The organism is Halobellus clavatus (genome assembly GCF_900107195.1).
GTDB lineage: Archaea > Halobacteriota > Halobacteria > Halobacteriales > Haloferacaceae > Haloquadratum > Haloquadratum clavatum.
Window position 1 is genome coordinate 325,173 of record NZ_FNPB01000002.1, and the last position, 14,181, is coordinate 339,353.

At 68.0% G+C, this 14,181-nt stretch carries 16 protein-coding genes; 11 read left to right on the plus strand and 5 right to left on the minus strand.

Annotated features, from left to right (window positions below; genetic code table 11):
- On the plus strand, positions 1–783 hold the full coding sequence (locus BLU74_RS05050) for an alpha/beta fold hydrolase (protein WP_089765851.1): 783 nt from the start codon (positions 1–3) through the stop codon (positions 781–783).
- A gap of 82 nt (positions 784–865) precedes the next feature.
- Positions 866–1,579, plus strand: a complete 714-nt coding sequence (locus BLU74_RS05055; protein ID WP_089765853.1) for a type 1 glutamine amidotransferase — start codon at positions 866–868, stop codon at positions 1,577–1,579.
- A gap of 33 nt (positions 1,580–1,612) precedes the next feature.
- On the opposite strand, the gene BLU74_RS05060 is transcribed toward BLU74_RS05055, so the two are convergent.
- A complete protein-coding gene (locus tag BLU74_RS05060) occupies positions 1,613–2,098 on the minus strand; it encodes a cupin domain-containing protein (protein WP_089765856.1) in 486 nt (161 codons plus the stop codon).
- Positions 2,099–2,285: 187 nt separating this feature from the next.
- Here BLU74_RS05060 and BLU74_RS05065 point away from each other — a divergent pair, with 187 nt between their 5' ends.
- Both BLU74_RS05065 and BLU74_RS05070 read left to right on the plus strand, forming a co-directional pair.
- Positions 2,286–2,606, plus strand: a complete 321-nt coding sequence (locus tag BLU74_RS05065) for a 4Fe-4S dicluster domain-containing protein (protein ID WP_089765858.1) — start codon at positions 2,286–2,288, stop codon at positions 2,604–2,606.
- A gap of 120 nt (positions 2,607–2,726) precedes the next feature.
- Entirely contained in the window at positions 2,727–3,179 is a 453-nt protein-coding gene (locus tag BLU74_RS05070) for a ferritin-like domain-containing protein (RefSeq protein ID WP_089765860.1), read from the plus strand.
- A gap of 40 nt (positions 3,180–3,219) precedes the next feature.
- Here BLU74_RS05070 and BLU74_RS05075 read toward each other — a convergent pair whose 3' ends face one another.
- From BLU74_RS05075 to BLU74_RS05085, 3 genes are all read right to left on the minus strand, one after another.
- Complete coding sequence (locus BLU74_RS05075) at positions 3,220–3,948, minus strand: energy-coupling factor transporter transmembrane component T family protein (protein WP_089765862.1); 729 nt, start codon at positions 3,946–3,948, stop codon at positions 3,220–3,222.
- On the minus strand, positions 3,942–4,661 hold the full coding sequence (locus BLU74_RS05080; RefSeq protein ID WP_089765864.1) for an energy-coupling factor ABC transporter ATP-binding protein: 720 nt from the start codon (positions 4,659–4,661) through the stop codon (positions 3,942–3,944). The genes BLU74_RS05075 and BLU74_RS05080 overlap by 7 nt, the downstream gene beginning before the upstream one ends.
- Before the next feature lie 78 nt (positions 4,662–4,739).
- Complete coding sequence (locus BLU74_RS05085; protein WP_089765866.1) at positions 4,740–5,321, minus strand: biotin transporter BioY; 582 nt, start codon at positions 5,319–5,321, stop codon at positions 4,740–4,742.
- A 115-nt stretch (positions 5,322–5,436) separates the two neighbouring features.
- Between BLU74_RS05085 and BLU74_RS05090 the strand changes: the two genes are divergently transcribed.
- The 7 genes from BLU74_RS05090 to BLU74_RS05120 all read left to right on the plus strand — a co-directional run bounded on the left by BLU74_RS05090 (position 5,437) and on the right by BLU74_RS05120 (position 13,103).
- Positions 5,437–6,171: a hypothetical protein gene (locus BLU74_RS05090; RefSeq protein ID WP_089765868.1), complete on the plus strand. Its 735-nt coding sequence runs from the start codon at positions 5,437–5,439 to the stop codon at positions 6,169–6,171.
- A gap of 81 nt (positions 6,172–6,252) precedes the next feature.
- The gene (locus BLU74_RS05095; protein ID WP_089765870.1) at positions 6,253–9,951 is read left to right on the plus strand and encodes an LAGLIDADG family homing endonuclease; all 3,699 of its coding nucleotides are present in this window, start codon (positions 6,253–6,255) and stop codon (positions 9,949–9,951) included.
- Positions 9,952–10,236 carry a DUF7854 family protein gene (locus BLU74_RS05100; RefSeq protein ID WP_089765872.1) on the plus strand — a complete coding sequence of 95 codons (285 nt, stop codon included), beginning with the start codon at positions 9,952–9,954 and terminating at the stop codon, positions 10,234–10,236.
- Positions 10,237–10,274: 38 nt separating this feature from the next.
- The gene (locus BLU74_RS05105; RefSeq protein ID WP_089765874.1) at positions 10,275–10,613 is read left to right on the plus strand and encodes a DUF7855 family protein; all 339 of its coding nucleotides are present in this window, start codon (positions 10,275–10,277) and stop codon (positions 10,611–10,613) included.
- Positions 10,610–11,515 carry a DUF7856 family protein gene (locus BLU74_RS05110; protein WP_089765876.1) on the plus strand — a complete coding sequence of 302 codons (906 nt, stop codon included), beginning with the start codon at positions 10,610–10,612 and terminating at the stop codon, positions 11,513–11,515. The genes BLU74_RS05105 and BLU74_RS05110 overlap by 4 nt, the downstream gene beginning before the upstream one ends.
- Before the next feature lie 74 nt (positions 11,516–11,589).
- Complete coding sequence (locus BLU74_RS05115; RefSeq protein WP_245705731.1) at positions 11,590–12,438, plus strand: DUF7857 domain-containing protein; 849 nt, start codon at positions 11,590–11,592, stop codon at positions 12,436–12,438.
- Positions 12,435–13,103, plus strand: a complete 669-nt coding sequence (locus BLU74_RS05120) for a MinD/ParA family ATP-binding protein (protein ID WP_089765878.1) — start codon at positions 12,435–12,437, stop codon at positions 13,101–13,103. The genes BLU74_RS05115 and BLU74_RS05120 overlap by 4 nt, the downstream gene beginning before the upstream one ends.
- 148 nt (positions 13,104–13,251) lie before the next feature.
- Here BLU74_RS05120 and BLU74_RS05125 read toward each other — a convergent pair whose 3' ends face one another.
- Positions 13,252–14,142, minus strand: a complete 891-nt coding sequence (locus BLU74_RS05125; RefSeq protein ID WP_089765880.1) for a transcription initiation factor IIB — start codon at positions 14,140–14,142, stop codon at positions 13,252–13,254.
- Between the last annotated feature and the right edge of the window lie 39 nt (positions 14,143–14,181).

Genomic DNA, 14,181 nt, shown 5'->3' on the forward strand with positions numbered 1-14,181 from the left:
ATGCCAACGACCGCGAACGACGGCGTCGACCTCTACTACGAGACGACCGGCGGCGATCGCACCGACGAGACCGTCGCCTTCGTCGGCGACGTCGGCTACGGCGCGTGGCAGTGGGGCTGGCAGCACGCCGCCGTCGCCGGACCGTACCGGAGTCTGGTCGCGGACCTCCGGGGGTCCGGCCGCTCGGACGCCCCACCCGGTCCGTACTCGATGGCGACGCTCGCGGACGATCTCACGACCGTCCTCTCGGACGCCGGCGTCCGCTCGGCGCACGTCGTCGGCGCGGGACTCGGCGGAATGGTCGCGCTCGCCGCCGCCCGCAACACCGCCCGCGTGAAGAGCCTCGTCCTCGTCGGGACCGCGGCCCGCGGCGACGACCTGACGCTCGACCCCCTCTGGGGCGCGCCCGACGACCCCGCGACGCTGGAAGACTCCCTGGTGGCCGGGCTGTCCGGGACGTTCGTCGACGAGCGCCCCGCGGCGCTCGAACAGATGGTCGAGTGGCGCGCGAGCGAGGACGCCGATCGCGCCGCCTGGGACGCGCAGGCGGCCGCCGTCCACGACTTCGACGTCTCAGAAGAACTGTACGAGATCACCGAGCCGGCGCTCGTGATCCACGGCCGCGACGACGCCGTCTGGCCCGTCGAGCGCGGCGAGCGGCTGGCCGAGGGGCTCCCGCGCGGGGAGTTCCTCGGGATCGACGACGCCGGCCATCTCGTCCACATCGAGGTCTCGAAGCGAGTCAACGACGAACTGCTCGGCTTCCTGCCGGACCTCGAGTGACGACGTTCGGCCCGCCCGCTCGATCCCCTCTCACGGCGGTTCGGCGCAAGTGACTTTTCCTCGCAGCCATTTCGAGGAGTCGATGACCACGGCACGCGACCGTCTCCGACTCGCCCTCCTGGATGCCTCCGAGAGCGACCACACCCGCCGGAACTTCCGACGCGAACTCGACGCCGACCTCGTCGAGTTCGAGGTGACCGCCAACGAGCGGCCGGCCGGGTTCGATTTCGACGGGGTGATCGTCACGGGCTCGCGGACCTCCGTGTACTGGGATCGCGACTGGATCCGCCCGCTGCTCGATTACATCGCCGCCGCTGACGACGCCGGACTCCCCATCTTGGGCGTCTGTTACGGCCACCAGGCGCTGGCGTCGGCCCTCGGCGGTCGCGTCGAGGATATGGGCGAGTACGAGATCGGATACCGCGAGATCACACAGACGGCCGAGGGCAGCGAGGACGAACTCTTCGCGGGCATCGAGGAGTCGTTCACGGCGTTCACGACTCACTCGGACGCCGTCACCGAACTCCCGCCGGACGCCGAGTTGCTCGCGGAGAACGACTACGGGATTCACGCGTTCCGGCGGGGCCACGCCTGGGGCGTCCAGTTCCACCCCGAGTACGACCGCGACACCGCCGCGAGGGTGACGAAAGGCAAAGACCTCTCCGAGGAGCGGATCCAGTCCGTCCTCGATGGGATCAACGCGGCGAACTACGACGCGGCCTGCCGAACCAAGCGGCTCTTCGAGAACTTCACCGACTACGCCCGTCAGGTGCGCGAGACGGTCCCGGTGCAGTAGGCGAGCGCCGGTCGCGGTCGGCTGTGCGGCTCTCTACGACTCGTCCTCCCAGTAGTCCACGTCGTCCCCCTCACGATAGTATCCCGCGACGACCCGCTCGTCTTTGTCGCCGCCGGGCGGCGCCCCGGCGTAGACGCCGATCTTCTCGGAGTCCGGGTAGACGGTCACGTCGGGGTCCTGCATCGTCGATACGGCGAGAAACCGGAGCGGGTCGTCGCCGTCGTTGCGGAGGCGGTGAGCGCCCTCCGGAGTCGCGGGGAAATCGCAGTAGTCGCCCGCTTCGATGGGCTCCTCCCCGTCGGGCGTTCGGAGCACGCCCGCCCCCGAGAGGACGTAGATCGCCTCCGCGTTGCCGGTGTGGAAGTGATACGGCCACGACGACCCGTCCGGCGGGAGTTCATAGAGGCTCGCCCCCAGGTCGTCGACGTCGGTTTCGCTGCTCAGCGACTTCCGTCGGAAGTGGGTCTCCTCGCGTTCGGTCTCGCTCCACTCGAGGTCGTCCTCGTTGACGCGTCCCATACCCCGGCTCTCGGTCGGTTCCGTGTTAATGGGTCGGGTCACCTCGGCGACGCCGGTCGCTTCGCGGCGGGCGGGTCGCGCTCGACGCTGTATCGCCAGCGTGGGGGTTCGGATCGGTGCGCGATCGGTCCGCCCACCGTTTCTGGCACCGACGCTGTTTTCCTCTTGACCCGAGAAAGAGCGGCCAATGGGAATCGATCCGAACTTCGACAGCAACAGAGAGCACGTCGGCACCGAGAACGGCGTCGACGTCTGGGGCCCGGTCGAACCACCGGAACAACTGGGCATCCACGGGACCCACGTCGCCGTCGACTACGACATCTGTATCGCCGACGGCGCGTGCTTAGAGAACTGTCCGGTCGACGTGTTCACCTGGGTCGACACGCCGGACCACCCCGAGTCCGAGCAGAAGGTCGAACCGACCTACGAGGACCAGTGCATCGACTGTATGCTCTGTGTCGACATCTGCCCCGTCGACGCCATCGACGTCGACGGGTCACGACGATAACGCGGGTCTCTGTTGCTCGTTCGGTTACTCGATTCCGGACACGCGTGCCGATTCCGCCGTCTCCCAGTCAGTTCCGATCGTCGACAGTATCTTACCGCCACCGGCCGAATAATGACCGCTATGTCTGACGAAGTCGTGCGGCTGCTCCAGAAGGCGTATCAGGACGAGATCGAGACCGTGATGAACTACCTGTCGAACTCGATCGTCCTCGACGGGGTTCGCGCGGAGGAGATCAAAGAGTCCCTCCAGCAGGACATTCAGGAGGAACTCACCCACGCCGAGCAACTCGGGAACCGACTCAAGCAACTCGACGAGCACCCGCCCGGCTCGGCCGCGTTCGAGGCGACGCAGACGAGCCTTCAGCCCCCCGAGGACACGACGGACGTGCTCTCGGTCATCCGCGGGGTTCTCGACGCCGAGGCGGACGCGATCAAGACCTACCGGGAGCTCATCAACGCCGCCGAAGCGGCTGATGACCCCGTCACCGAAGATCTCGCGGTGACGATTCTCGCCGACGAGGAGGCCCACCGAACGGAGTTCCACGGCTTCGAGAAGGAGTACCAGAACGACTGACGCCCCGGCCGAGACCCGCGCCCACCTTCTGACGTCCGCGTCAGACGAACGCCCCGACAGCGAGGCCGACGGCGAGGAGGACACCCCAGGCGTCGACCCGTCCGAAGCGGAGCGCCGGCAGCGTCGGATTCCACGCGAAGCAGCGGGCCCGGAGCGCCACCGCCAGGCGGTCCGCCCGCCCGAACGCACCGCGGATACCCGCCGACGCGACGAACTGCATCCGGTCCCGGAGCGGTCGTTCGGTGCCGAGTCGCGCGTGTGATGCCTCGCGAACGCGCCGGAGATCCGCACGCAAGAGGGGCAGAAAGCGGAACACGAGCGCGACGCCGACGCCGAGCAGTCGGCCCACGCGACCGGGAACGAGCCGCTGGATCGCCGCCCGCGAGTCGCGGACGGCCGTCGTGCGGAGGTAGACGGCCGAGACGAGGAGGATCAACAGCACTCGATAGCTCGCCAGCAGTGGACCGATCGCGGCATTCGGATCGAGGCCGACGGCGAGACCAGTCTTCGGTCCACCGAATCCGACGCTCACCGTCTCGACGAGCGGCGCGGCAAGCAAAAACGGCAATGCGGGCAGATACCCCCGAAGCGCGTCGATCGGCGAGACGCGTCCGGCGACGAGGAAGCCGCCGGCCAGAAGCGTGAACGCCGCGAGGCCGCGCGGCGTCGTGTGCGCGAACGCCGCCGCGGCGAACGCCGCTTGCAGAAGCAGTTTGGTCCGCGGGTCGAGTCGGTGTGCGAGCGAGTCGCCGGGGCGATACGTCAGCATCGCGGTCCGTCCCGATCGGGATCCCTGACGTCGTATCTCGGCAGCGACGCACGCGCGCTCTCGGGGTCGTCGTCGACCACGAGTTCGCCGTCGGCCATCACGAGCACTCGACCGACGAGCGCGAGCACGTCGCGGAGGTCGTGGGTCACGATCACGACGCTCGTCCCCTCGGCGGCGAGTGCTCTGAGGCGATCGAGGACCGACTCCCGCGCGGGTGCATCGAGCCCGGTGAACGGCTCGTCGAGGACGAGGTGATCGGGCTCCATCGCCAGCGCCCCGGCGATGGCGACGCGCTCTCGCTCGCCGCCGGAGAGGTCGGTGACGGGCTGTTTCTCCCGTCCGGCGAGGTTCACGGCCGACAGCGCGGTCTCGACGCGGCGGTCGATCTCCGTCCGATCGAGCCCCAGGTTCTCCGGCCCGAAAGCGACGTCCGCACCGACGGTGGCGGCGACCAGTTGGTCTCTGGGCTCTTGGAACACCATTCCGACCGCGGTCCGGGCGGCGACGAGGTCGTCGCCGACGGCGCGACCGTTCACCTCGACGGCCCCCGCGTCCGGTTCGAGCAGCCCGTTGAAGTGCCGGACGAGCGTGGTCTTGCCCGAGCCGTTCGCGCCCGCGACGACGACGCACTCGCCGTCGTCGATCGAGACGGAGACGCCGTCGACGGCGACGACGTCGTCGTACCGGTGGACGAGGTCGTCGGTCCGGATCATACCGCCCCCTGCGTTCGGCTCACGGCTGCATTCCGCGTTCGACCCTGGCCGGGGGCTCGGGATTCGCTCACGTTCGCCTCAGGCCGCCGCGGCAGCGTCGCTGCGGACGACGCCGACGGCCGCGGCGATCTTCACCGCCTCGAACGGGACGAACGCCAGCGCGCTGACGGTGAACGCCTCGACGAGGCCGACGTTCTGGACGACCGAGAACCCGACCGTCCCGAGCGCGTAAATGACCACCGTCCCGACGAGCATCCCCAGCACCAACCGTCCGGTGGCGATCGTCTCGGGGTCGGCGAGGCCGTCGAAGCCGTGGACGACGCCCCCGATCAGAGACGCGGCGATCGGGTACGACCAGAGGTAGCCCGCGGTGTACCCGACGAGCGGACCGAACCCGGCCGATCCGCCGGCGAAGACCGGCGCGCCGGCGGCCCCAGCAGCGAGGTAGAACGCGAGCGAGACACCGCCCCAGACCGGGCCAAGAAAGATCCCCGCGAGGAACACGCCGAGCACCTGCAGGCTCACCGGCACCGGCGAGATCGGGTTCGGGAACGACACGTACGCGAATGCGCCGGTGAGCGCCGCGAACAACGCCGCGCGTGCGACGTTGCCGACGACGTCCTCGCCGACGAGTTCGACCGACTCCGTCTCTGTCGACATACCTCTCCCTGTCTCGTAAACCTGTATCAATCGTTCGGTTTACGACTTCGGGAGAGACGTCGCAGGGATGGACCGACGGCAATCTTTGTACGTCTGCGCGGCCTACGCTCGATCGATGGACGAGAAGACAGCCGAACTCCGGGACCTCTTCGTCGACGCAACGGGCGAGGAGGCAGTCACCGAGTCGCAGTCGCGTCCGCGGGGATCGCTCTCGGAACCCGCCGACGCGACGGTCGAGGATCGGCTGACTGCACTCGTCGAGGAGATGCAGGAGCGCTACGACTTCGCGTCCTCGCTCTCGACAGCGGACCTCGTCGCCGTCGTCCGCGGCTTCTTCGATCCCGACGTGACCGGCGCGGACGCCGAGTCGTGGTCGGCTGCTGCCGACGCCGCACTCGCGTCGACGCTCTCGGCCGACGTCGACGCCGAGGCGGTCTTCCGCGCGCGGATGGACCTCCACTTGGTCAGCGGCAGCGACCGCGACGCGCCGATCGCCTACGATCGGCTGCGGAGTCTCGTCTCGGCCTCGACCGGGGCGGACGGGTCGCTGACCGACGACGAACTGGCCGCTGCGATCGCATCGGGTTCCGAGGATTCGATCGAGGACGACGCTGCGAACGACGTCGCCGAGAATGGCGCCGCCGAGAACGATGTCGCGCCCGAGACCGTCCGGCGCTACCGCCGCGTCGCGGAGGCCGACCTCGTCTCCCGCCGGGCGAACCACCGGTTCCGTGACGCGTTCACCGACCTGCTCACCGACGCGGACCTGTCGACGCGCCTCGCCGAGGACGCCCGCCGCGACGGCCTCACAGAGGCCACCGAGGACATCGAGACCGACGTGTCGCTCTGAGCGGGGCCGCACATTCACGATCGATTACTTCCACCGCGGGTGGCGAAGACTCTTACCCGGTGAGGTCCCTACTCCGGTGCGATGGCCCAGGCCCCCCAAGACTCGCGCGACCTGACCGATCGGTTCATTCAGTTCTACCGAAAGTACTACCGCGACGCGATCGGCACCCTCGCGCAGAAGTACCCCAACGAACAGCGCTCGCTGTACGTCGACTACGAAGACCTCTACAAGTTCGACACCGAATTGGCCGAAGAGTACCGGAAGGTCCCCGGCCAGTACCGCGAGTACGCCGAGGAGGCGCTCCGGCTCTACGACCTGCCCGCCGACGTCAAACTCGGCCGCGCGCACGTCCGCTTGCAGAACCTGCCCGAGACGGTCGACATTCGCGACATCCGCGTCCACGACGACCACATCGGGCGGATGATCGCGGTCCAGGGCATCGTCCGGAAGGCGACAGACGTCCGCCCGAAGATCACCGAGGCCGCCTTCGAGTGCCAGCGCTGCGGGACGATGACCTACATCCCCCAGTCGGACAGCGGCTTTCAGGAACCTCACGAGTGTCAGGGCTGCGAGCGGCAGGGACCGTTCCACGTCGACTTCGACCAGTCGGAGTTCGTCGACGCGCAGAAGGTTCGGGTTCAGGAGAGCCCCGAAGGCCTGCGGGGCGGCGAGACGCCGCAGAGCATCGACATCGATCTCGAAGACGACGTGACGGGGAGGGTTACCGCCGGCGATCACGTCACCGTCACGGGCGTTCTCCACATCGAACAGCAGACCTCCGGCAACGAGAAGACGCCCATCTTCGACCTCTATATGGACGGCGTCTCGGTCCAGATCGAAGACGAGGAGTTCGAGGATATGGACATCACCGAGGCGGACGTCGCCGAGATCGTCGATCTCTCGAACGATCCCGACATCTACGAGAAGATGGTCGAGTCCGTCGCGCCGTCGATCTACGGCTACGAGGAGGAGAAACTCGCGATGATCCTCCAACTCTTCTCGGGCGTGACGAAGCACCTCCCGGACGGGTCGCGAATCCGGGGGGACCTGCATATGCTTCTCATCGGGGATCCTGGGACGGGGAAGTGCGTCGCCGGCGACACGCTTGTCACGCTTGCCGACGGCTCAGAAATACCAATTCGAGAACTGGTTGAGGATAATCTCGACGATCCAAAGTCGGTCGATGATGGCGTCTGGGACGCTGTCGATTTCGAGGTCCCATCGATGGCAGAAGACGGGTCGCTTGGGACGCAGCGAGCGACTAAGGTCTGGAAGCGGGAAGCGCCGGAGCAGATGTATCGGATTCGGACCGCGAGCGGGAAAGAATTGACCGCCACGCCGTCGCATCCGCTGTTCGTTCAGTCCAATGGCGAAATCGAGGCGGTGAAGGTCGAGGATCTGACCCAAAACCAGTGTATTGCGACGCCGCGAACGGTGCCGACAGACGGCGGCGACTCACTCGACGTCACGTATCGACGCTCGAAGTCCAATAACGCGGTTTCGCTTGACTTGCCTGAGGTATGGACGAATTCCTTGGCAAGGCTCATTGGTTACATCGTCGCTGAAGGGTACGTCGAACACCGCGACGATCATACGGGTAGCGTTCGAATCACAAACTACGACGAGGAGATCCTCTCCGACGTCGCGTCCGGGTTTGAGTCGCTCGGGGTGAATTACTCACTTTTGAATTCGCGCGAGCACAAACAGGCACGGGTCGTTCGCTGTAGTTCGGGAGAGTTTGTCAGCTTCCTCGAACACCTCGAACCCGCGCTTTTGAGCCGATCTGCTGCCCAGCGCGTTCCAGACGCTATCAAGAACGCAACCACCGAAATCAAGCAGAGCTTCCTTCGGGCGTACGTCGACGCGGAGGGTCACGTCTCGGCGGCGCAACGTGAACTGACCGTCGCCTCGATGAGTCGTGATCTGCTGAAAGACGTCCGATCGCTCTTCTTGTCGTTGGACATCTCATCCTCGATTCAGCCCCGACAAAACGGCAGTTATCGGCTTCGACTGAGCGGAGACGCGTTCCAGCGGTACGCCGATGCCGTCGGATTCGTCACTGAACGCAAACTGGATGCCGCCAAAGCGCACTCAGATCAGGATCGAAACACGAATGTCGATGTCGTCCCCGACATCGGGGACTCACTCAGAGACATCCGAGAATCGCTCGCCCTGTCGCAATCAGACTGTGGCGTTCCTCGGTCGACATATCAGCACTACGAGCGTGGAGACCGAAACCCCAGTCGAGACTCACTCAGATCTGTTCTTGACGCGTTCGAGCGCCGGATCGAGCGGCTCAAAGAAACCGCGAAACACCTCGAGACACGCTCGTGGGAACAGATAGAATCCGTTCGTCGCTTGCTGAACGTGTCACAAAGAGAAATCGCGACCGGGATGAGTGTCGAGCAGACGACCGTGAGTTATTACGAACGGACCGATGCCGTCCCCGACGGTGGACGAATCGCTCACGGAACCGACGTGCTCGCGAACCGGATCGACGAGGCCCTGTCAGTTGTTACTGACGTTCGTCGCCTTCGGGCGCTGGCGGAGAACGATATCCGCTGGGATCGCATCGAATCGATCGAAGCGTGTTCTCCGACGGACGACTGGGTGTACGACCTCGAAGTCGCGGAGACGCACTCGTATCTCTCCAACAACATCGTCTCGCACAACTCGGCGATGCTGCAGTACATCCGCAATATCGCGCCCCGGTCCGTCTACACCTCGGGGAAAGGGAGTTCGTCTGCGGGGCTCACCGCCGCGGCCGTTCGCGACGACTTCGGCGACGGCCAGCAGTGGACGCTCGAAGCCGGCGCGCTCGTGCTCGCCGACAAGGGGATCGCGGCCGTCGACGAGCTCGATAAGATGCGATCGGAAGACCGAAGCGCAATGCACGAAGCGCTCGAGCAGCAGTCGATTTCGGTCTCAAAGGCCGGCATCAACGCGACCCTCAAGTCCCGGTGTTCGCTGCTCGGCGCGGCGAACCCGAAGTACGGCCGATTCGACCAGTACGAGCCGATCGGCGAGCAGATCGATCTCGAACCCGCGCTGATCTCGCGATTCGATCTGATCTTCACCGTCACCGACGACCCCGACCCCGAGACCGACGCCGAACTCGCAGAGCACATCATCAACACCAACTACGCGGGCGAACTCCACACCCAGAAGTCCGAAGTGCCGAGTTCGGAGTTCACCGACGATCAGGTCGACGACGCGACCGAGGAGGTCACCCCGACGATCGACGCCGAACTCCTTCGGAAGTACATCGCGTACGCGAAGCGGAACTGCTACCCGACGATGACCGACGAGGCGAAGGAAGTCATCCGCGACTTCTACGTCGACTTCCGAGCGAAAGGGGCCGACGAGGACGCGCCCGTCCCCGTCACGGCGCGGAAGCTGGAAGCGCTCGTTCGCCTCTCGGAGGCCTCCGCGCGGCTTCGCCTCTCTGACACGGTCGACCGCGAGGATGCTGTTCGCGTGACCGACATCGTCGAATCCTGTCTCCGCGACATCGGAATGGACCCCGAGACGGGCGAGTTCGACGCCGACATCGTCGAGACCGGGACCTCGAAGAATCAGCGTGACCGGATCAAGAACCTCAAACACCTGATCGAGGAACTCGAAGACGAGTACGAGGAGGGTGCCCCCCTCGACGAGGTCGTCGAGCGGGCGACGACCGATCTGGGGCTCGGCGAGTCCAAGGCCGAAGACGAGATCGAAAACCTCCGCCGGAAGGGGGAAGTGTACGAACCGCGACAGGGCTACCTCCGAACCACGTAGATGGACCGCATCTCAGCCCTCCGGAACGTCGAGGAAGCCCTCAGCGACTTCGAGGCGGGGGACGCGGACCTCGCGGCGACCGAGCAGCGCGTCCTGACGGTCCTGCGAACGTACGCCACAGATTTCGACGGGGAGGAGGGACTGCAGGCCTATCAGGCGAGTGGGGCGGGCCGGGCCCACGGGCTGGTGGTCGTCGCCGAGAGCGAAGCCGAGGCGCGCGAGCGGATCGCGGACCTCCTCGACGAGGAGCCGGCGTCGATCGCCGCCGACATCTCGCCGGTGTAAGTGGATTTATATCGCCACCCGGGGATCTGCGCGTAACCGTGTTGCTGGTGGTGACTTACTCACGTCGGGCGCGCGAGACCCTACGAAACGCCTGTCGGGCCCACGAGGAAACCGTCGTCCGCCGGTTCGGCCGCGCCGCGCTGCTGAGAGAGACCGAGTACGGAGCGTTCCTGGCGTGTCGCCTCCGCGAGCGGCACGCCGCCGACGTACAGATCCAGCGGACCGAGCCGTTCAACGAGTTCGCCGACGCCCCTGATTCCGTGCGCGAGGCGGCCGTCGCCTACGAGCAACGGGAGTCACCGAACACGCCGTACGATCGGTTCGCCGCGGGGACCGACCACCCTCCCTCGGCGGCGATGCGCGAACGCGACCTGTGACCGCGGCCACACCGCCGCCGTCGTTCACGCTCGTCCTCCCGGACGACACCCAGTTGTCCGGCCCCGTCGTCGACCTCCGCGGTCGGCCGACCGCCCCTCCGCGTTCGGCGCTCGTCCGCGCCGTCCGCGCCGGTGGCCCCGTCCCGGAGCCGGCACCCGCGGTTCTCGGATCCCCACCAGGTCCGGCCCACGACCACGTCGGCCTGCTGCGGACCGATCGCTCCTTCGACCGTCGCGCTGCGCTCGCCGCGCTCGCTGCGGCCCGGGGAGTCCAGACGCCGCACGATCCGGCACTCGCGACTGCACGCCGCCGACTCCGTGCGATGTCGGCGGCGCCCCTCGATACGTCGGAACTGCGAGAGGCCCGCCGTCGCGCGGCGGAGGCGGGATCGCAAACCGAACGGCTCCGCGAGCGGGTCGCCACGATCCGCGGCCGGGTCACGGCGCTCCGGGCGGCGAACGACGACGTCGACAAGCGTGTACTCGAGGACGCCGAAGACTCGCTCGCGGCGGCGACGCGCCGCCTCTCTGAGGTTTCGACACGCCGGGTAGCCGCCGGACAGCGGTTGGCGCTCCTCGAAGCACGCGCTCGCAACGCCCGCGACGACCGCGAACGGCGGCTCCGACTCGAAGACCGCATCGGCAACCTCGAACGCGCCCAACGCGACGCACGCGTCGCTGCGGTCGCCCCAGCCTTTGCGGCCGCGCGGGACCGGATCGCCACCCGCGTCTCCACTGGCGGCGACACGGTGTCGCGCTCGACTGCGCTCACCGGCGCACTCGCCGCGGCACGACTCGCGCCCCCCCGCGCACCACTCGTCGTCGCTCCCGACGTGGTCGCGCTCCTCGGTGGCGTCGCCGCCGCGGCCGACGCGCTGGCCGCGCCCCTCCTCGTCCGGTGACTACGGCGACGTCGCCGCCGAACTCCTCTCCGACGAACCTCGGATTTATATCGGATCCAGCGGCCAGAGGCCGTGTGCGAATCCACCCACAGCCCGCCGACGCGACCGGTCCGGCGGCCGAACCCCCGGCGTCGGTCCCTCCAGACGCTGTTTCGATTGACCGCTCACCCGTCGGTGTCGACGTCACCACGTCGGCGCTACGGGGCCTCACGCTCGTCCGGGTCGAACTCCGAAGCGACATCGACGAGGCCCTCCGGGTCCGGGTCTCCAATCGCCTCGACGGCCCCGTGCTTCCCCCGCGGGACGAGGGCATCCCAGCGGCCGGATGGGACGCAGCGGGCTTCACCGGCCGCCTGCCCGCGGCGGGCGGCTTGGGGATCGGGTACGCCTGTCCCGTCACCGGAGCGCCTGCAGCCGACGCGGCGGTTTCAGTCGACCTCCTCGGCTCCGCGTCCGAAAGCCCGGAGACGACCGGCGGAGCCGGCGTCGCAGACGCGATCCGTGACCTCGGGCGGGCGGCTCCACCGGTCGACGCCGTTCCGACCCCCGACGCGGCGTCGCCTTCCGTCTCGGGGGCGAACGGTCCGCTCTCGAAGCGGACCGACGAGACTCCCCCTCCGCAACCCGTTTCGGCGTGGCTCACCGCCGTCGAGTCCCGCATCGAGCGGGCGGAGAGGCTGACCGACGCGACGGCCTCGGAGGCGGCGGTAGTCCTCGAATCGGACGCCAACGAGGTGCTCCCGGAGGTTTCGGGGACCCTCGCCGCCGACCTCGCGGCCCTCCGGACGACCGCAGATCGGATCCAGCGACTCGCCGACCGGGCGGCGGCAGCCGACCCCGGTCCCGTCGCCGACGCGCTCCGGACGGCCGCGGCGGCGCTCGATACCGAGAGCCGCCCGGAGACGGAGCGGCGATCCGGATGATCCTCGCCGTGACCGGCGGCAAGGGCGGCGTCGGGAAGTCGACGCTCGCGATCGAACTCGGTGCGGCACTCGACGCGACAGTGGTCGACGCCGACCTCGGGATGGCCGACCTCCCGACCGGACCGGGACCGGACCTCCACGACGTGCTGGCCGGGCGTGCAGATCCGCTTGAGGCTGTCCGCGAAGGCCAGGGTCCGGTCCGACTGCTCCCGTGTGGCCGCTCGCTCGCAGGCGCTCGGGCGGCGGACGTCGCCGGCCTCGCCGAGGCACTTCGGGCCGTCGAGAGCGCCTACGGCGACGTGATCGTCGACTGTCCGGCGGGGATGAAGGCAGACGCCGGCGTCCCGCTCGCGGTGGCCGACGCCTGCGTCGTCGTCGCCTCGCCGCAGCCCTACGCCCTGGCCGACGCCGTCCGCTCGCGCGAGTTGGCCCGCGAACTCGACGCCGGACTCGTGGCTGTCGTGATCAACTGCGCCGTCGACGACCCGCCCGAAGACGCGTTCGAGACGGTGCTCGGCGCCCCCGCGCACACCGTTCCCGCGGACCCGCGCGTGGCCGAGACAGTCAGCACGTTCCGCCCCGTCGTCCGCACGGCCCCGTCGACTCGGGCGGCGCGCGCAGTCGGCAGCGTCGCGGCGGCTGTCCGTCGTGCCACGCGCGTCTGAGTGGGCCTCTCGGCCCCTGACCGCTCCGCTCGCAGTTCTGCCGTCGGTCGAGTAGCAGGATCTCGGCCAGCGAATGGGTACCCGGCACTCAGCCCGAATCAACCGTCTCGGTGCGGCCCACCTCGAACAGGCTTCGGCCCCGTCTGTGCTATTCGCCGTCCCGTAGTTTCTGGTAGGTCGCCCGAAGCGTCACCGGGGTGACGCCGGCGACGTCGGCGGCCTCGCGCTGTGTCAGGCCGGCGCTCACGTCGCGAGCGGCGGTGTAAATACAAGCGGCCGCGACGCCGCTGGGGTTTCGGCCGACGGTGAGGCCGCGGTCTGCGGCCTCGGTGACGTACTCGCGGGCCCGCCGCTCGACCGCACTCGGGAGGTCCAGTTCGGACGCGAACCGGGGGACGTACTCGGCGGGATCGATCGGACCGACGGGGAGCCCGAGTTCGCGGTTGATCGCGTCGTAGGCAGCGCTCTGCTCGGCCTCGGTCGCCTTCGCGGCGTTCGTCACCTCCTGGACCGTCCGCGAGACGCTCGCGACCCGACAGGCGGCATAGACGGCTGCCGCGGCGAACCCCTCCAGTGATCGACCCTGGAGGAGGTCCTCCGACTGCGCCGACCGGAACAGCGAGCAGGCGTGATCGCGGATCCGTTCGGGCAGCGATAACGCGCTCGTGAGTCGCCGGATCTCCGTGAACGCGTAGACCTGGTTCCGTTCGCGTTTCGTCGGAATGCGTGCCCGGTTGTGCTGACGACGCATCCGGGTGAGCTGGCGACGCTTCCGCCCTTTCACCCGCGTCGACCGCCCGATCTCGGTGGAGAGTCCCCGGTCGTGCCGCGATCGGGTCAGCGGCGCCCCCGTCCGCTTCGGATCGGTGTCGCGATCGGCGAACGACCGCCACTCGGGCCCGTGATCCACGCGGTACTCCGAGAGGACGAGTCCGCAGTCGCCACAGAGCGTCTCGCCGCGGGCGGTCTCCGGTCGCCCCCCGCACTCGGGGCAGGCGTTCGTGGGCTGGCCGGCGTCGGTGGGAGGTGCTTCACTCATCACAACTGAAAATTGGGCTGGATCGCATATTTAAATAGA